The organism is Nitrospirota bacterium, from assembly GCA_040754395.1.
GTDB lineage: Bacteria > Nitrospirota > Thermodesulfovibrionia > Thermodesulfovibrionales > SM23-35 > JBFMCL01.
In genome coordinates, this window is sequence record JBFMCL010000008.1 from 53,446 (window position 1) to 69,967 (window position 16,522).

Here is a 16,522-nt window from a genome sequence, read left to right on the forward strand (position 1 = left end):
TTCAGGTCCTTGCCGTTCCCTTTCTCTGAAAGACATTCAGGATAAAAGTGACCAGTGCCGAAAGAAGTATGAGAATGATGCCGAGCGCGAGTGCGAGTTCAAAATCCCCCTTATCGGTTTCAAGGGCGATCGTTGTCGTCATCACCCTCGTATATCCGGCAATGTTGCCTCCGACGATCAGGACTGCCCCCACTTCGGCCGTCACCCGGCCAAACCCTGCAATAATGCCGGAAAGGATACCGTAGCGTGCCTCGTTTACGATCGTTACAGCCACCTGAAAAGGGGTTGCTCCAAGGGTAAGGGATGCCTGCCTGATGATGGGGTCAACACTGACGATAGCCGCTTGGCACAGGGACGCCACAATAGGCAGGGCAAGGACACTCTGCGCGATTACCATTGCGGTCGGGCTATAGAGGAGAGCCATGAACCCGAGCGGGCCGCTCCTCGATAACAGGAGATAGAGAAAAAGACCGACCACTACGGGCGGAAGCCCCATAAAAGTGTTGAGAATGGTTACCAGAAACCGCCTGCCGGGAAATTCCGTCAGTCCAAGTATTGCCCCTGCAGGAATCCCGATCATTGCTGAGATGAGGAGGGCGGTTCCCGACACGCGAAGGGACAGGAATATGATATCCAGGAGCTCTCTGTCAAGGTTCAGTATCAGAAAGAGCGCTCTGAAAAAACCATCAGTAATCGTATCCATGTCGATAGTTTTCCGGATATTCCCAGGTCAGATCAATGCCTATTTCGCATTCGGAATAAAGAGCTGATTGCCCAGCTTGTCCCTGAAGGAACCGATTGCCTGCTGCCCTTCCGGAGATATCAGCCAGGTGATGAATTCCATGGCCTCCCTGTGCCTCACATGGGTGTGCGTGTGAGGGTTTACCGCCATGACACCGTACTGATTGAACAGCATGGGATCACCTTCGAGCAGGATGGTCATGTCGAGCCTGTCTTTTTCCCTGGTTGCAAGCCATGTTCCCCTGTCGGTGAGCGTGTAGGCTCTTTTCTCATTTGCGATGCGCTGGGTCTTCTCCATTCCCTGGCCGACTTCAAGATACCATTTCTGTCCCTTCGGATCAATCTGCGCTTTTTTCCAGATCGAAAGTTCTTTGGTATGCGTGCCGGAGTTATCTCCCCTTGAGACAAAGGCATTGCCGCTTCCGGCTATTTTGCCGAAGCCTACTGCGACTGATTTTATCCCTCTGATCTGTGCGGGATCATCAGGTGGTCCGATGACCACAAAATCGTTATACATGACATCATGACGGTTGACAAAGAAGCCTTCCTCGACCGCCTTCAGTTCCTGCTCCTTCGCATGGACAAATGCCACATCTGCGTCTCCCCGTTTCCCCATCTCTATCGCCGCACCGGTGCCCCGTGCGACGATTTTGACCTTTATGCCCGTCTTTTTCTCAAATAGTGGCAGGATATACCCGAACAGACCTGAATTTTCAGTGCTCGTGGTGGACGCACAGATGATCTCCTTTTCCGCAGAGGCATTTCCCGGAAAGATAAAAAAAGCCGCCAAAATTAAAAACAAAAGACTTTTCCGCAATCTCATGGAATACCACCTCTTATGAATAAAGCTATTCCCCGGCGATATTATACCGGCAATTAGTCATCCCTGTAAAACCGATGATATAAATCATTCCAGTTAGTCGCTAAAGGAGACATGTATCCCGATAGGTTATTGTCATTACAAGGAATCTCTCTGTTTCGCAATTTTCGATTAGCGTAGCGAAATAGTCCGGAAATCTGGTTGAAAAGGTGAGCTGCTCAGCATTTCTTCCCGTCTACCCCGCAGTTGCTGTTTGGATTCCATACAAAACGCTTCTCACGTGGCGCCACAGTTCGTCCCTGCCTTCCCCGGTCGTGCTCGAATGGATGAGCGACGGCACATGCGGGGGGAGCATCAGCCCCCTGCGGATCGCGGCAATGTGGGCCGGTCGCCTGCCACGGCTGATCTTATCCGCCTTTGTCCCGACGACGACATACGGGATATCCAGCCCCCTCAGCCATTCCGAGGCGTGTATGTCGTTCCTCATGGGCTCATGCCGCAGGTCGATCAGATGCACAACAAGGGCAAGGCTGTCCCGTTCCTGCAGATAACCGGTGATGAATTTTCCCCACTCCCTTTGTTTCCCCTTTGATTTCGCTGCATACCCGTACCCGGGAAGATCCACCAGATACAACTCCTCGTTGATCGCAAAAAAGTTGATCGTCTGTGTTTTTCCGGGCAAGGAACTTGTCCGGGCCAGCGCGCGCCGCGCACATAATGAATTGATCAGGGATGATTTCCCCACGTTGGAACGGCCGACTATCGCGATCTCAGGGTACCCGGCACTGGGGTACTGCTTCGGTCTGACCGCGCTGATCACACATTTCGCCGAGAGTATTTTCATTGTTATTCCTTGTCGGGTGTCTGCACCACGAGATTAAATATTGTACCACGGTCTGCAGGCGGCCAAGGAGTCATTCCGACGGCTGTGAGTGAGCCCAGAGTATTCATGAAGCGTGGAACAGCAGATGAGATGCAGTATCATCGCTCATTCTCGGTCTGCGTTGCAGACCTCCGAGGTACAGAGCGTTCTTCGCTTTAAAGCATTGAATACTCCGTAAATCCGCGCTGATACTGTATCTCATCTGTATTGAGGAATTTATTTTATGAATAATAGAGGTTAGGATATGTATTTTCACATCTTGGCAGCCCGTCGCGGAAAGGGGGATTAGCTTGTTTTCTCTTCCCCGCAGGGAGAGGGCAAGGGGGAGGGAGTATTGAAAGGATTTCTCACAGTTAGAAACGTTTTTGCTCTATCAGAATATCCCGTGTGATTCTTTGCATAACAAATAATCACACGCTCGGATTCTTCAATCAAGAAGGACTATCTTTTGATCACTTTAAGGCTTATTTCTTGCTCCCTAAACTAAACTCCCGTTGAGTTTTCCTTGAAGAGCAACCTTTCACATAGGAATACGCATTTCAAAAAATTCCTCACTATGTCGATTGCTTATTCAAGTCAATGCCTTGAAACCTTGAGAAAGAGGCGAAGCGCCTCCCACTTGGTAGTTGTGGGTCACTGAAAATGGAGAATTACATAAGAAAGCTTTCAACGCAAACACTATCCCCTTCTCCCTAGTATACCGTCATTTTTGAATTACATTGACTAACCTGTAAGGACATGCTATTGTATATATGAGATTTTAGGGGTTTTTGCGTTCACAGAAGGCCACAAAGACTTTTAGCTTTGTGGCCTTTTTTATTGGGTCCTTCTGAGATTTTAGTTCATAGAAAAGGAGGTAAGCAAAATGACACAAGGAACTGTGAAGTGGTTCAACGATAGCAAAGGTTTTGGCTTTATTACTGCTGAAGACAATATTGACGTTTTTGTTCACCATACGTCTATTCAGGGCAGTGGTTTTAAAAGCCTTGCCGAAGGTGACAATGTCAGCTTTGATACTGAAAAAGGCCCGAAAGGCCCCAAAGCGATCAATGTGGTTAAGCGCTAATTAATTGGGCAAGGCTCCCTCCGGTGGAGGGGGCCTTCTCCTTTGAGAGGAATGAGAGGAACATGAATAATAATAAGCATGCAGCAATGATGGAGAGGAAGCAGGAGATGATGCAGCAGAAACGTGACGCAGGCTCCATAGCGACACACTTCCCTGAGGTTGCAAGCATCGACATGAATATGACTTATACCCAGGAGGGGACAAGATCGATACTCCGGACTTTTCATTTCACTCCCGGCAGCTATGCTTTTTTCATGGTAAACTGCTTAAGAAAAGACTGTGTTGATGGTGGTTTTGATCTCACAAAGGTTATCAATGCAATGATTAAAAGTCGTAAAGTGCAGACAAAAGGAGCACTCACCTGTAAGGGCACTGATTCGTCTACCAACCACTCAGATATTATGTATGAAGTTGCCATACAATATACGTAAATCACTCTAACTTTTAATCTTGTGAATTTATCAGACAGCAGTATCTCACACGCAGATTCAGCTCCCTGCGTGGTTTTGAGCGTATTCATTCCTAAATTTGTCGTTTCAGAAATGACCTTCTCCTGAGTGCTCTGCGACAAAGTATCCAAGCAGATTGAAAAGGCCAGAGGTTTTATAAACAAAAAAGGAGATTAGATGCGGCAATACGAACCTGATGGTAAAATTCGCTATTTGACTCTTGTATCCGAATTTCTCAGGGATTTCAGAGAACTTCATTCCCAATTAGACATTTTTGACCGATTTGGCAAAGATTGTTTGACGGATATAACAGATATCCCTCAGACTGGAACCATGGTCATGAGTGCATCCTGGCCCGAGGGTTCTGAAAAAAAGGTATTTCAATTTAAAGAATCTGAGAAAAGGTGGGGCATTGTCGATCTCATCTTCTATAAAGGAAGACTTGTGAATTTTCGCGCTCAGATATTTTTTCAAGGATGGTTTGCAAAATCGAAAGCGGTTAAGTTCAATTCACTTAAACTGCGTCCTTTAATAAAAGAAAGCTTCGAAAGGGGAAATGTTCACCATGATTTCTCGAATGATACTTGTTCGTGTTATGATGGTCATGGGTTAAAAATAACCTTTTGTTACGAACCTAAAACAACAAGCATTGCAACTACGATTGCCGAAGAAGCCTATGCATAAATCCTTAAGTTCATACGATTCTCAGTAGATTTCATGATGCAAAAGTGTTGGCAGAGCCTATATCTGGTCATTCTAAAATCTTAGTTTATAAACAAGGAGGGTAAGGAACAGGAAGCGTAGCATCTGAAGAAACGGTACATAAAACGCTTAAAATCAGGAGGTTTTATGGATAATTCATCTCACTATATCAAGATGTGTGAAAGTGCAAGAGTGATACAAAAGCAGTGGAAACCTGAATTTGGAGATTTTTTTATCTCGATGTCATTAGGCCTGACTTCACCATGTCAGCCAATTACAAGTGATCTTGAGAAAAAGATATCTTACTTAAAAACAATAAAGGCCGTCTGGCTCCCAAGGCAAGACCAGCTACAGGATATGGTAATCGATAAATATGCAACACCCTGGGATTTAGCTATTGCATTTAGTAATGTTTTGATGGGAGACAAGGCATCATACTTTGATAATTTTGATAGTATGGAAAAACTATGGCTTTCTTTTATAATGCTTGAAAAATATAAGAAGAAATGGATAGAAGCGAAGTGGGGTTAATATGAATGGTGTATTGAAAGAACTCTATACTTCTATGAAAGGGAAAAAGAACGTATTCAGTTTTCTGAGTGATGAAGATATAGAGAATTTGTCCGCTTTTTTTGAAAGCAAGCATATTCTGGCAGGTGAGACTCTCTGGAAAAGAGAGGATCCTTTCGATTATATAGCTATTATTGCTTCAGGAAAGGTGGAAATAAAAAAAAAGGCGGAGTTCGGGGGCATGAATGTGATTATGGGCAAATATAGCAGGGGGGCATTATGCATTCTTGATGACAGTCTCAGGAAAGTTACCGCGGTAGCACTTGAAGATGTCTCCCTCGCGATAATTACTCAGGAAAGCCTTGATAAACTGATCGCCACAAATCCCGGATTGGGAGCCAAGCTCCTGAAGGGTATGCTCCTTACCGTATCAGATCGTTTAAGAAAATCCTTTGATCGTATTGTAACGTTCTTCTGATCTGTTTTATTTCGTTGACTCACTGAATTATAGTGGATGTGTTTGCTCCTGCTTTATTAAGAGGTATACTATGAAAGGTGAAGAATGAACTGGTATCAATCAACTGTTAAGGAAATATTCGAGAAGCTTAGGGTGTCAGAGAGCGGGCTATCCGATTCAGAGATCAAAGAGCGCCTCCTGCAGTTCGGGCTGAACAAATTCATTGAAGAAGAGAAGACAAACAGACTGAAAATACTGATCCATCAGTTTACCAGTCCACTTATTTATATCCTGCTCATCGCCGGTGTGGTGACAATCTTTCTAAAGGAGTATATAGACTCAGGAGTAATCTTTGCTGTTGTAATACTGAATGCAATTATCGGATATATACAGGAGTACAAGGCAGAGGAGAGTGTCAGGGCCCTCAAGAAAATGGTTGTTCCAAAAGCTAAGGTTCTGCGGGAAGGAAAAGAGAAAGAAATCAACAGCGAAGATCTTGTGCCGGGGGATATTGTTTTACTTGCATCAGGAGTGAGGGTGCCTGCAGATCTCAGACTGTTTAAAACAATTGAACTGAGGGTTGAAGAAGCAATGCTGACCGGAGAGTCCCTGCCTGCTGAAAAAGTAACTTCCCCGATCAAAGAAGCAAACCTGACGCCCGGTGATCAGAAAAATATGGCATTTATGGGCACAATTGTCGTAAGTGGCAGGGCAAAAGGCGTTGTTGTTGAGACAGGGCATAGCACTGTCCTCGGACAGATTGCCACCGAAGTCAGGGAAGTGGTGGTGATAAAGACCCCGCTTCAAGATAAACTTATGCGGTTTGCAAAGTTAATAGGAATTCTTGTCATAGCTTTCTCAGCCTTGGTCTTTGGAGTAGGAATGTTGTTGGGAGGAAAGGCTTCCGAGATGTTTATGATTGCCGTAGCTACGGCAGTCTCAGCAATTCCCGAAGGGCTGCCGGTCGCGGTAACGATAACAATGGCCATAGGGGTTGCGAGAATGGCAAGGCGCAACGCCGTCATAAGAAAATTACCTGCGGTCGAGACACTCGGGAGCACAACCATTATAGGATCAGATAAGACGGGCACCCTCACAAAAAATGAAATGACCGTAAGGGTGGTGTACGATGGCGAAAAGGCATACAGAATAAGCGGAATCGGATATGAACCAAAGGGGGAAATCCTCTATCAACTTGAACCAGTCGATATCAAGGCATCTGCAAACCTGCTCATGGTCTTTAGGATAGGCATGCTCTGCAATGAATCCAGTATTTATGAGGAGCAAGGTGAGTTTAAGGTAGATGGTGATCCGACAGAAGGGGCATTAATCGTTTCTGCAATGAAAGCAGGTCTTAACCTTATAGAGGAAACGAGACACTATCCTCAAACAGCAATAATACCGTTTGAGTCTGAGCATGGGTATATGGCAACCCTTCACAGACACAGCGGAAAAAAGTTTATTTTTGTGAAAGGTGCTCCAGAAAAAATACTCGATATGTGCACTGAATGTGCAGTAAAGGATAAGATCGAGATAAAAGAAATACTGAATAAAGCCAACCTTTTTGCCAGAGAAGGCATGAGGGTCCTTGCCATGGCTTATAAGGAAGCACCTCATGATATTGATGAGATAACCCATCATGATATTGAGGGAAATCTTGTATACGTTGGGTTACAGGGAATGATCGACCCACCAAGAACAGATGTGATGGATGCAGTGAAAGGCTGCAAAAAAGCCGGCATTAAGGTTGTGATGATCACGGGAGACCATGCTGCTACAGCCTCAGCAATAGCAAAGATGCTCGGAATATCAAGTGAGGAATCCGGAGTTATGACCGGCAAAGAGATAGAAGCAATGAGTGATGATGAACTCTTCAATAAGGTCAAAGACATTTCTGTATTTGCAAGGGTCTCACCCCAGCATAAACTCAGGATAGTTGAGCAGTTGATTCGATATGGAGAAGTCGTTGCTGTGACGGGTGATGGAGTTAATGATGCACCGGCCCTCAGGGCAGCGCATATAGGAATCGCAATGGGGAAGTCGGGAACTGATGTTGCAAAAGAAGCATCTGATATGGTTCTCGCAGACGATAACTTTGCCAGTATTTTCGCTGCAGTTGAAGAAGGAAGAGTTGTATACGACAACATAAAAAAGGTTACTCTTTTCCTCATCTCATGTGGATTGGGAGAATTGATTGCCATCATCGGGACAATCGTCATGGGATACCCTATTCCCTATATCCCTGCACAGATTCTCTGGCTTAATCTCGTAACGAATGGCCTGCAGGATGTTGCTCTTGCCTTTGAACCAGCAGAAAGAGGTGTATTGAACAGATCTCCAAGGAATCCAAAGGAAGGCATTTTATCAAGCCTTATGGTACAGAGAACATTATTAATGGGAATAACGCTGGCTGCCGGAACACTGTTTTTATTTATCTCAAACCTTAACGCAGGGGTGCCTCTTGAAAGGGCGCGCACAATTGCCCTCACAACAATGGTTTTTTTCCAATTCTACCAGGCATTCAACTGCCGTTCAGAGACGCGATCCATTTTCAAAATGAGTCCGATAAGCAATCCATTGCTGTTTATCAGCATGATTGCTGCATTCCTTGCACAACTATCGGTGATTTATGTCCCGGCGTTCCAGTGGGTCTTCAGGACAGTGCCGATTACAATGAACGAGTGGGTGCAAATATTTCTGGTCTCCACTACAGTCATACTTGTAGTTGAGATGGATAAATGGATAAGGGGGAGAAAACCAGGTCGTTAGCTCTACCGCGGTTTTAAAATGCTTAATAAAAATATTACATAGAGCGGCTGTAATGTTTCGGGTTTCGCGTATCGGGATAAATGAACCAGGCATATGCACTTCAGCGGCGGAAACAGGGGGAAGCCAGTGAATGAACAGAGGACAATAGCATACTTTTCTATGGAAATAGGACTTGAAGCCCGGATGCCAACTTACAGCGGCGGCTTGGGTGTGCTGGCGGGAGATACGATCCGCTCCGCAGCTGATCTCAAAGTTCCTATGGTAGCGGTCACGCTGCTTCAACGCAAGGGATACTTTCGCCAGAAGCTTGATGCAAGCGGGTGGCAGACTGAGGAGCCTGTCGAGTGGGCTGTTGAAAGTATTTTGGAAGAGATACCAAAGAAAACCTTTATCACTATCGAGGGACGGAATGTTTATCTTCGTTCCTGGAAATATGAAGTCAACGGCATCGGAGATTTTAAAGTACCGGTGTATTTCCTGGATTCGGATCATCCGGAAAATTCCGAATGGGACAGAACACTGACCCATTTCCTTTACGGAGGGGACCAGTATTATCGCCTCTGTCAGGAGGTAATACTCGGTATCGGCGGCGTGAGGATGCTCCGTACCCTTGGATATGAAAACATTAAGCGGTTCCATATGAATGAAGGACATGCTAGCCTTCTTGCATTGGAGCTTCTCAATGAACAGGCAGGAAAAACAGGGCGAGAGCCAACCCGGCCTGAAGATATTGAAGCTGTCAGAGAACAATGCATTTTCACAACTCACACGCCGGTACCGGCAGGACATGATCAATTCCCCATTGAATTAATACGCCGCATCATAGGGCCCCGTGAAGAAATTTTTAAAATAAAAGATATTTTCCTGTATAACAACCTGTTTAATATGACGTATCTTGCTTTGAATATGAGCCGCTTTATTAATGGAGTAGCAAAAAAACACGGGGAAGTTTCACAGTTGATGTTTGAAGGGTATACAATCGATGCCATCACGAACGGAGTTCATGCAGCGACTTGGACCACAAAACCCTTTCAGAACCTTTATGATCGGTATATCCCTGGCTGGAGAGAGGACAATTTCAGCCTCCGATATGCTCTAAGCATCCCGAAGCACGAGGTCTGGGACGCCCATGCTTTGGCGAAGAATGAATTGATTCAGCATGTGAACCGAGAAACTGGTACCGCGATGGATTCAGACATCCTGACGCTGGGTTTTGCACGGAGATCGACGACTTACAAGAGAGGAGAACTTCTTTTTCAGGATAGTGAGAGGCTCAAAAGAATATCATCGGAGGTCGGCAGGTTTCAGGTAATTTACGCCGGCAAAGCTCATCCGCAAGACTCTGCGGGCAAGGAGATCATCAAGCGAATCTTTCATGCAAAAGAATCCCTCAAGGCGAACATAAAGATCGCTTATCTTGAAAATTACGACATGGAGATAGGAAAGCTCATAACATCAGGGGTTGATGTATGGTTGAATACCCCTCAACCGCCCCTCGAAGCCTCAGGGACAAGCGGGATGAAAGCAGCCCTTAACGGCGTCCCAAGCCTGAGCGTTTTGGACGGTTGGTGGATTGAAGGGTATATAGACGGAATTACTGGATGGTCTATTGGTGAGGTTGGCAGGGGAGCCGAAGCGAGCAGTGACTGGTCAAATGATGCCTTGTCTCTTTACAATAAGCTGGAGAATATTGTTATTCCACTTTTCTATCATGATAGGGACCGCTTCATCGAGATGATGCGCTCTTCCATTGCCCTGAACGGGTCGTTTTTCAATACCCAGAGAATGATGCTGCAGTATGTGTTGAAGGCGTATTTCTGAACTTTTCTCCAGTTTCACGTTACGACAGGTCTTGTGAATAGTCCCGTAGACAAAGGAACAATCATGAAATATCTGGAGAGGGTTGAAAGAGTAATCGTTATATCGTTCTTAGTGATGATAGTGTTGGTTGTATTTCTTTCCACCGTGGATTCGGGATGAATTAATAAAAATATTACCACTCCCTGTATTATTAACGTTACCAACAATTGTTAGTGTACTCCGCGGTCTGAGAGAATTAACCGCAGTGCACATTAGTTGAAGAAATGTTAAAGGTTCTTGAAGCCCTAAAATCGTTTGGTAGTGGCTGTACAAGCACCGGGGTAAACATTTCTTAAAGGTTCATTAGCTGAAATTCTTTTACTTCAGAGCTGGCGTTTGCTCCGAATGATATTCAACGTTTTTTAGAATATTTCGTGACTCTCTCTTTGCAGGTGAACAGCGTAGAATCAGATTATCACAGTAACTGGGAGAATGCCAAAGCTTAGAACAATAGTCCGTTTCTTCAGAAAACTGGCCGGATTAAAATATCGCAAAAGAAACCTATTTCGACAGATCGAGAGCCGAGACCCCAACTTTGAGGGATAATACGACCTCGTGAGGGACAATACAGGGCTTCTCACTAAACTTGAGAATCTGGATAAAGGGGCTATAAGCACGTCGGATAGTCGTAACGATCGGAGGTCAAGTTTGACTGTGGTGAGAGAATATGTCGAAAGCAATATTTATGGATAAATAGGGAAACATCACAAATTCTATCATGATTCCATTCATAGATTTCCCTTCAATAGCTACCCCTCATGTCAAGAAAATGGGATGTGTCCCTGTTAACAAGAAATGGGAGCAGGAATTATCATATGCCGTTTTACTCAGGAGGGCGGCGCAATACGCTCACCCTCCTGATATGCTTCGCTGGGTTAGAAGGCAGCAACAATCTGAAGGGAAATCCGGTTATCTCTCGTAACATCGTCTGGTTTATCAGTTTGCGTCCAGTATTCAATAAAACCTTTGATATTCTCTGTGAAATAATATCCTATGTTCATGGTCAGTTCTTTGTATTTATCGTCTCCGTCATTTTCCTCGTAACTGTCGAACCTCACAAGGGGGACAATTAGGGGTCGGGCATCCTTTTTCCATACATAAAAGGCCTGGGTATACCATGCATTATTATCCTCGCTCCCCGAGGCTTCCCTGTCGTCCTTTGCATGAAGATAGGCACCTGTGAGCCTGACATTGGAATAATCCACCTGAATATCAAAACCATATCGGCTGAAATCGCGCTTTACATCGTCTTCCTCCCATCTGCCGGTAATGCCAAACCCTCCTATGGATAATTCAGGGATTATATCCACTGCAAGCCTCCCATGGAAATTATTCGCATTTTCTCCTTCAGCATCATCCGCAACGCCGCTGAATCCAACACTGTAGAATAATTTTTCAAATGACCTTCCGTATAATGCAACTGTCTGACGGGAACTGTCGAGAGTCCCGTCGTTATCAGCTCCGCCAAACGGAGTATCAATAACTGAATAGGCGCCTCTCGTCAGTCTTCTTTTTCCTGACAAAGTATCATAAGGATCTGCCCATAGTACCGGTGAATAGGACAACTGGATGTTCAGTGCCTGCATCGGATGATACCCGAGAACACCGGTGCTGATCTCAGGGTCGAAATCTTCCTCATCTTCTGCTTCTATCTCGAGGAATCCCGACACATTCTTGTACAACAACCCTGCCACCATTAACTCCACTTCATGCAATGCCCTGACTTTTCTGGCTCCGCTCTTTTTCTCATCATATGGCCGTGAGACTATAACCGCAGAAAGAGGCACATGTCTATCCCATTGAAGGAAATCAGAAATACTCTCGGTTTTTTCATTGCCGGGAAACTTGTAGCCGTTTTCCTTAAACGTCCTCCCCATCTGATTCAACTGAGGCCATGCCAAATGGCAGCTGACACAATTCATTTGGTACTTTCTTGCAAAAGCCGGTATCGCACTTGAGTCTTCCGGCATTAAACATACACAGAGAAATACCGCGGTGACTGTTAATGCAGTTATTACGATAAAACGTCTCATGGTGTCTCCCTCCCTATTTTTTATGTGAACTGCCCCATCAAAGATGGATATTTACTTGAGACCAACATTGCTTTATCAGGCTCAACCAATGTTCAGATGGTATGTACATTTCGCGTCTCGAAGGACAACCACAATGCAATGTGAAAGCATGCGAAATCAGGCACGGGCAGGATTTATGCTAATTATTGTTTTCATGGCGGGGTAGGCTCTTTGCACATCTTTCTTTGGCAGAACAGGTATCCAGATACATGATTTTGCAATTAAGCAAGCCTGTAACAGCATTTTGATGACAGGTTAACTTCGATTTATCACTAACCTGATGCGTCATGGATTTCCCTGCGCTGCCTTACTCAAAGTAAATTACATTATGCACATTTTGTCAAATTATTGAATCGGATACTGACAACTTTATTCCGTTGATATTTCAGGAGGGGTTTCATCAGGCGGGATTGCTGCATTATATATAAATCATTTGGTAATATGAATGAACGATGATTAACAACGATATATTGCGGCAATTACGGTATGCGCTGAGTCTGAACGATGCTTCGATAATCGAAATATTCAGGCTGGCGGGTTGTACAATTGCACAAAACCAGTTAAACGGTCTTCTCAGGAGTGAAGACGAAGAAGGTTTTGTGCGTTGCAGTGATGCGGATTTGGGATGCTTCCTGGACGGAATGATTTTGCAGCGAAGGGGAAGGAAGGAAACCGCGCAGGGTGAGACGATGAAAACACACCCACGGCTGACGAATAATGCGATACTGAAAAAACTGAGGATTGCCCTCGAGCTGAAAGAGGAAGATATGCGTACGATTCTGAAACTGGCAGATGTCGAAATATCAAAATCCGAACTTTCGGCATTATTCAGAAAGGAAGGGCATAGAAACTACAAGGAATGCGGTGATCAGTTTCTCCGAAAGTTCCTGAAGGGCCTTTCATTGCGATACGGAAACGAGAAATTCTGATCGGGTAGTCATGAGAAGGATCGAGGCAGAATTGTCGTAAAGAATAGAGTCCTATTTTCCAAGAAAAAATGGTATTAAGAGAATTTGCAACTAAAGTTGTAATTTGAGGAATAATAACGTTGTGTTGATTTGACAATCGTACGAGCACATTTTTTGTGTGCTTGTAATATTTCATGGAAATACGATATCCTTACAGTAAGGAGGTAAGGAATATGCTTGCCAAGAAGACTTCAAAGAATCAGCTCACGTTGCCAAAGGATGTTGTCAATGCCTTCCCTGAAACCGAATATTTCGATGTCACAGTGAAAGACCAAAAGATAGTGCTTACCCCGGTTCGGATAACGCCGGTGAATGCAACGCTGGAGGGTGTCAGGAATAAGATGAAAAAGCTTGGCATTAGCCCCAACGATGTATCCGAAGCGATTCAATGGGCAAGAAAAAGGAAATAGTCAGGGTTGTACTGGATACCAATGTGCTTGTCTCCTCCCTGCTTTTCAGGGGTGCAGTATCGGAATTAGTCACTCTGTGGGAAACAGGAAAGATAGTTCCGGTAGTCTCAAGGGAAACCTTTGATGAATTCCGAAAAGTGCTCATGTATCCAAAGTTTTCTCTGACTGAAGAGGAGATACAGGCGATAATTCATGACAATATTCTTCCATTTTTTGAAGTCTGCGATATCACAGAAAATATTAGCGGAATATGCAGGGATTCCGGGGACGACAAATTCATCGCATGTGCTGTTGCCGCATCTGCAGATTTCATTGTAAGCGGAGACAAAGATCTGTGCGCATTGGGAAAATATCGATCCGTAAAGATCATAACCGTGAACGCACTACTGAAAATGTTCAGATGAAAATGGAGTCGGATTTCTCCGGAGGCGGTAACGTTCTGATCAGGTATAATAGTACGAAGAGCGGGATACACTCCTGATACCAATGGCACGGAAAAAGCACGCGATCATAGATATCGACAATACGCTGTGGCATTTCTGCGACATGCTCCATGAGCAATTGCTGCGGATCAACCCTTCTTTTCCCCCGACGGATGAATGGATTGACTGGGATTTCTGGCAGCATTTCTGCTCAGAAAGCGAATTCATGAATGCCATTCATCACGTGCATTTCAACCAGGACGATGAGAAACACATGCCCTATCCAGAGGCACAATACTTTCTTCAGACACTCAGGGACGAGGGGTTTCATATTACCATAGCCAGTCATCGTTCAGAGGCAAGCAGGAAGCCCACCGAGCGGTGGCTGCACAGGCATGGCCTTCCTTTTCATAACCTGCACCTCTCGTTCAACAAAGCGGTCCTCTTTGAGGAAAACTGCTGCGTTGTCGTGGATGATGCTCCGATGGTACTGGAAAAGGCAAAAGAAAAAGGGCTGATAAGTGCGGGGTTATTATTCCCCTGGAACAGGCTTTACCGCGAAAACGGCTTTGTCCTCTTCGATAACCTTAATGATATCCTACGGTTTGTCCTCGGAAAGTATGCAGAACATGCATGAAAGCGCATCTGTTCCGTTCGGTCAGGAAAACTCTTCATTACTGCATTGGAATGATGGTGCCGGCGCAATAGGGTGGATATGGCGGGGTGGACGGGACTTGAACCCGCGACCTCTGGCTTGACAGGCCAGCGTTCTAACCAAGCTGAACTACCACCCCGTGACAACCAAATCACTGCAGAATAAAACTCACGATATACCTCTGTCTACAGTAGCAAGACTATGGTAGGCGGAACAGGGCTTGAACCTGTGACCCCAGCCTTGTAAGGGCTGTGCTCTCCCAACTGAGCTATCCGCCCAAGAATTAATTTTATACACTATGGCGGCTTCTTTTGTCAATTGCACGATGCGGATCGCGGTTACTGCTTCAGGGAAACCGTACCGTCTGAAGGGTTATAATCGTAGCGTGACAGGTCAACGTCGCCTCTCAGCAGCTCTTTTACTGCATCGAGATTTTCCGGGTATTTGTCATGTGACGCACGATATGCCGCGACAGCCTTTCTGACCGCATCGAGATTTGCCATTTCCCCTGCCTGCTGCCCCTTCCTGTAGGAACTGACAAGGCTGTCTCCGTATTCACTCACAGGATTTTTCGGTTTCTGGTCACATGCAAGCATACACAGTGACGCGATGCTTATGACAAGGATAGCGAATGATCTTTTCATGAATATATTCTACCCACAAAGGCGGAGGTGCTGTCAAATGTCACGGTCGGAAAGCCTCAGGGAATCCGGGTCGGAATACTTCCACTGGTATCTCAGTATTGTGCCCCGGATAGGGCAGTCGTCAGGCTTTGAGCTCGGGTCCGGAATGTATACGAATCCGTCTGGTCCCGAGCAGGTGGCCGAATTCCTCAGAAACGTTGCGATCAGATAATCTGCCTAAAAGTATTCATTCAACCTTGCGGTCTTTCCTTCATGCTACGGGATGCAGAGGGAATCCAGGATGCTGTAGACTGCCTGCACGGCTGGTGAGTCTTCTGAAAGAGCAAAGACAGAATTTCCCCGGAGATCGTTTTCGAATATTGCACTATCCTGCGGCACCATGCCCGCAACCTCGAGACCATAGCGTTCTGCCAGTTGGCGCAATGCAGCCTTTTCATTTCCTGTTACCCTGTTGATGATGACGACGCGTCTGTCCAGTTCGAGCCGGAGTTCACCGGCGAGCATGTCTATTCGTGCAGCAGTCCGTATGCCCCTGACCGCGGCATCGCTCACGATAAGAAGCAGGTTCACCTTGTGCGTTGTCCTCCTGCTGAGGTGCTCCATTCCCGCCTCATTGTCGATGACCACATAGGGGTATGAATCGGACAGCTTGTCGGTATATTTCCTGATGATATTGTTGGCAGCGCAGTAGCATCCGGGGCCTTCGGGTCTTCCCATGACCATCAGATCAAAGCCGCTTGATTCAACAAGCGACTGCTGTACCTGATAGTCGAACATCTGTTCCATGGACATGCCTCCGGGACGGTCTGCGCCGCTTCTGACAATCTGCAGCGATTCCTCGCGCAGTCCGCCTATGGTAGCGTGCAGTTTCACGCCGAGCGCTTCATTGAGACAGGCATTGGAATCTGCATCGACGGCCAGCACAGGCAATTTCCTCCTCTCGATCAGATACCGGACCGTAAGACCCGCGACAGTTGTTTTGCCTGTCCCGCCCTTTCCTGCCAATGCAGTAACAAATGCCATAAAATATTATACAATCAGTTGATATTTTTCATGTAATTTCAGAAAATATATCAGAGATATACATCTTGGGC

Annotated in this window: 18 protein-coding genes and 2 tRNA genes; 12 read left to right on the plus strand and 8 right to left on the minus strand. The window is 45.6% G+C overall.

Features of this window, described 5'->3' with window-relative positions:
• Window position 1 precedes the first annotated feature (1 nt).
• From AB1552_05695 to yihA, 3 genes are all read right to left on the minus strand, one after another.
• Complete coding sequence (locus tag AB1552_05695) at window positions 2-703, minus strand: ABC transporter permease (GenBank protein MEW6053272.1); 702 nt, start codon at window positions 701-703, stop codon at window positions 2-4.
• 39 nt (window positions 704-742) lie between these two features.
• Window positions 743-1,543 carry a substrate-binding domain-containing protein gene (locus AB1552_05700; GenBank protein MEW6053273.1) on the minus strand — a complete coding sequence of 267 codons (801 nt, stop codon included), beginning with the start codon at window positions 1,541-1,543 and terminating at the stop codon, window positions 743-745.
• Between the two features lie 253 nt (window positions 1,544-1,796).
• Complete coding sequence (yihA, locus tag AB1552_05705; protein ID MEW6053274.1) at window positions 1,797-2,405, minus strand: ribosome biogenesis GTP-binding protein YihA/YsxC; 609 nt, start codon at window positions 2,403-2,405, stop codon at window positions 1,797-1,799.
• Between the two features lie 904 nt (window positions 2,406-3,309).
• On the opposite strand from yihA, the gene AB1552_05710 reads away from it, so the two are divergent.
• The 7 genes from AB1552_05710 (at window position 3,310) to glgP (ending at window position 10,218) form a co-directional block, all read left to right on the plus strand.
• Window positions 3,310-3,510: a cold-shock protein gene (locus AB1552_05710; GenBank protein ID MEW6053275.1), complete on the plus strand. Its 201-nt coding sequence runs from the start codon at window positions 3,310-3,312 to the stop codon at window positions 3,508-3,510.
• A gap of 62 nt (window positions 3,511-3,572) precedes the next feature.
• Window positions 3,573-3,941 (plus strand): hypothetical protein, encoded by a 369-nt coding sequence (locus tag AB1552_05715; GenBank protein ID MEW6053276.1) that lies wholly within the window; start codon window positions 3,573-3,575, stop codon window positions 3,939-3,941.
• A 195-nt stretch (window positions 3,942-4,136) separates the two neighbouring features.
• Window positions 4,137-4,643, plus strand: a complete 507-nt coding sequence (locus tag AB1552_05720) for a hypothetical protein (GenBank protein MEW6053277.1) — start codon at window positions 4,137-4,139, stop codon at window positions 4,641-4,643.
• Window positions 4,644-4,808: 165 nt separating this feature from the next.
• Entirely contained in the window at window positions 4,809-5,192 is a 384-nt protein-coding gene (locus AB1552_05725) for a hypothetical protein (protein MEW6053278.1), read from the plus strand.
• Window position 5,193: 1 nt separating this feature from the next.
• Window positions 5,194-5,649 (plus strand): cyclic nucleotide-binding domain-containing protein, encoded by a 456-nt coding sequence (locus tag AB1552_05730; protein MEW6053279.1) that lies wholly within the window; start codon window positions 5,194-5,196, stop codon window positions 5,647-5,649.
• Window positions 5,650-5,733: 84 nt separating this feature from the next.
• Window positions 5,734-8,397 carry an HAD-IC family P-type ATPase gene (locus AB1552_05735; GenBank protein ID MEW6053280.1) on the plus strand — a complete coding sequence of 888 codons (2,664 nt, stop codon included), beginning with the start codon at window positions 5,734-5,736 and terminating at the stop codon, window positions 8,395-8,397.
• A gap of 93 nt (window positions 8,398-8,490) precedes the next feature.
• Window positions 8,491-10,218: an alpha-glucan family phosphorylase gene (gene glgP, locus AB1552_05740; GenBank protein ID MEW6053281.1), complete on the plus strand. Its 1,728-nt coding sequence runs from the start codon at window positions 8,491-8,493 to the stop codon at window positions 10,216-10,218.
• A 914-nt stretch (window positions 10,219-11,132) separates the two neighbouring features.
• On the opposite strand, the gene AB1552_05745 is transcribed toward glgP, so the two are convergent.
• Complete coding sequence (locus AB1552_05745) at window positions 11,133-12,290, minus strand: hypothetical protein (protein MEW6053282.1); 1,158 nt, start codon at window positions 12,288-12,290, stop codon at window positions 11,133-11,135.
• A gap of 491 nt (window positions 12,291-12,781) precedes the next feature.
• Here AB1552_05745 and AB1552_05750 point away from each other — a divergent pair, with 491 nt between their 5' ends.
• From AB1552_05750 to AB1552_05765, 4 genes are all read left to right on the plus strand, one after another.
• Entirely contained in the window at window positions 12,782-13,258 is a 477-nt protein-coding gene (locus tag AB1552_05750) for a DUF1456 family protein (GenBank protein MEW6053283.1), read from the plus strand.
• Between the two features lie 212 nt (window positions 13,259-13,470).
• Window positions 13,471-13,707: an AbrB/MazE/SpoVT family DNA-binding domain-containing protein gene (locus AB1552_05755; GenBank protein ID MEW6053284.1), complete on the plus strand. Its 237-nt coding sequence runs from the start codon at window positions 13,471-13,473 to the stop codon at window positions 13,705-13,707.
• Complete coding sequence (locus AB1552_05760) at window positions 13,686-14,111, plus strand: putative toxin-antitoxin system toxin component, PIN family (GenBank protein MEW6053285.1); 426 nt, start codon at window positions 13,686-13,688, stop codon at window positions 14,109-14,111. The genes AB1552_05755 and AB1552_05760 overlap by 22 nt, the downstream gene beginning before the upstream one ends.
• Before the next feature lie 82 nt (window positions 14,112-14,193).
• Complete coding sequence (locus tag AB1552_05765) at window positions 14,194-14,766, plus strand: hypothetical protein (protein ID MEW6053286.1); 573 nt, start codon at window positions 14,194-14,196, stop codon at window positions 14,764-14,766.
• Window positions 14,767-14,845: 79 nt separating this feature from the next.
• On the opposite strand, the gene AB1552_05770 is transcribed toward AB1552_05765, so the two are convergent.
• The 3 genes from AB1552_05770 to AB1552_05780 all read right to left on the minus strand — a co-directional run bounded on the left by AB1552_05770 (window position 14,846) and on the right by AB1552_05780 (window position 15,428).
• A tRNA-Asp gene (locus AB1552_05770) sits at window positions 14,846-14,923 on the minus strand.
• 63 nt (window positions 14,924-14,986) lie between these two features.
• Window positions 14,987-15,062: transfer RNA gene (locus AB1552_05775), tRNA-Val, on the minus strand.
• Window positions 15,063-15,122: 60 nt separating this feature from the next.
• Window positions 15,123-15,428 (minus strand): hypothetical protein, encoded by a 306-nt coding sequence (locus tag AB1552_05780; GenBank protein ID MEW6053287.1) that lies wholly within the window; start codon window positions 15,426-15,428, stop codon window positions 15,123-15,125.
• A gap of 37 nt (window positions 15,429-15,465) precedes the next feature.
• On the opposite strand from AB1552_05780, the gene AB1552_05785 reads away from it, so the two are divergent.
• Window positions 15,466-15,639 (plus strand): hypothetical protein, encoded by a 174-nt coding sequence (locus AB1552_05785; GenBank protein MEW6053288.1) that lies wholly within the window; start codon window positions 15,466-15,468, stop codon window positions 15,637-15,639.
• Window positions 15,640-15,683: 44 nt separating this feature from the next.
• Here the strand turns inward: AB1552_05785 and AB1552_05790 are convergent, their stop codons facing one another.
• On the minus strand, window positions 15,684-16,451 hold the full coding sequence (locus AB1552_05790; protein ID MEW6053289.1) for an AAA family ATPase: 768 nt from the start codon (window positions 16,449-16,451) through the stop codon (window positions 15,684-15,686).
• Window positions 16,452-16,522: the final 71 nt, after the last annotated feature.

Excerpts from the sequence above, each read along its gene's own strand:
- AB1552_05710 (MEW6053275.1), top strand. The coding sequence starts at position 3,310 with ATGACACAAGGAACTGTGAAGTGGTTCAACGATAGCAAAGGTTTTGGC.
- AB1552_05785 (MEW6053288.1), top strand. The coding sequence starts at position 15,466 with ATGTCACGGTCGGAAAGCCTCAGGGAATCCGGGTCGGAATACTTCCAC.
- glgP (MEW6053281.1), top strand. The coding sequence starts at position 8,491 with ATGCACTTCAGCGGCGGAAACAGGGGGAAGCCAGTGAATGAACAGAGG.
- AB1552_05720 (MEW6053277.1), top strand. The coding sequence starts at position 4,137 with ATGCGGCAATACGAACCTGATGGTAAAATTCGCTATTTGACTCTTGTA.
- AB1552_05730 (MEW6053279.1), top strand. The coding sequence starts at position 5,194 with ATGAATGGTGTATTGAAAGAACTCTATACTTCTATGAAAGGGAAAAAG.
- AB1552_05695 (MEW6053272.1), bottom strand. The coding sequence starts at position 703 with ATGGATACGATTACTGATGGTTTTTTCAGAGCGCTCTTTCTGATACTG.
- AB1552_05780 (MEW6053287.1), bottom strand. The coding sequence starts at position 15,428 with ATGAAAAGATCATTCGCTATCCTTGTCATAAGCATCGCGTCACTGTGT.
- AB1552_05765 (MEW6053286.1), top strand. The coding sequence starts at position 14,194 with ATGGCACGGAAAAAGCACGCGATCATAGATATCGACAATACGCTGTGG.
- AB1552_05715 (MEW6053276.1), top strand. The coding sequence starts at position 3,573 with ATGAATAATAATAAGCATGCAGCAATGATGGAGAGGAAGCAGGAGATG.
- AB1552_05790 (MEW6053289.1), bottom strand. The coding sequence starts at position 16,451 with ATGGCATTTGTTACTGCATTGGCAGGAAAGGGCGGGACAGGCAAAACA.
- AB1552_05750 (MEW6053283.1), top strand. The coding sequence starts at position 12,782 with ATGATTAACAACGATATATTGCGGCAATTACGGTATGCGCTGAGTCTG.
- AB1552_05735 (MEW6053280.1), top strand. The coding sequence starts at position 5,734 with ATGAACTGGTATCAATCAACTGTTAAGGAAATATTCGAGAAGCTTAGG.
- yihA (MEW6053274.1), bottom strand. The coding sequence starts at position 2,405 with ATGAAAATACTCTCGGCGAAATGTGTGATCAGCGCGGTCAGACCGAAG.
- AB1552_05760 (MEW6053285.1), top strand. The coding sequence starts at position 13,686 with ATGGGCAAGAAAAAGGAAATAGTCAGGGTTGTACTGGATACCAATGTG.
- AB1552_05755 (MEW6053284.1), top strand. The coding sequence starts at position 13,471 with ATGCTTGCCAAGAAGACTTCAAAGAATCAGCTCACGTTGCCAAAGGAT.
- AB1552_05745 (MEW6053282.1), bottom strand. The coding sequence starts at position 12,290 with ATGAGACGTTTTATCGTAATAACTGCATTAACAGTCACCGCGGTATTT.
- AB1552_05725 (MEW6053278.1), top strand. The coding sequence starts at position 4,809 with ATGGATAATTCATCTCACTATATCAAGATGTGTGAAAGTGCAAGAGTG.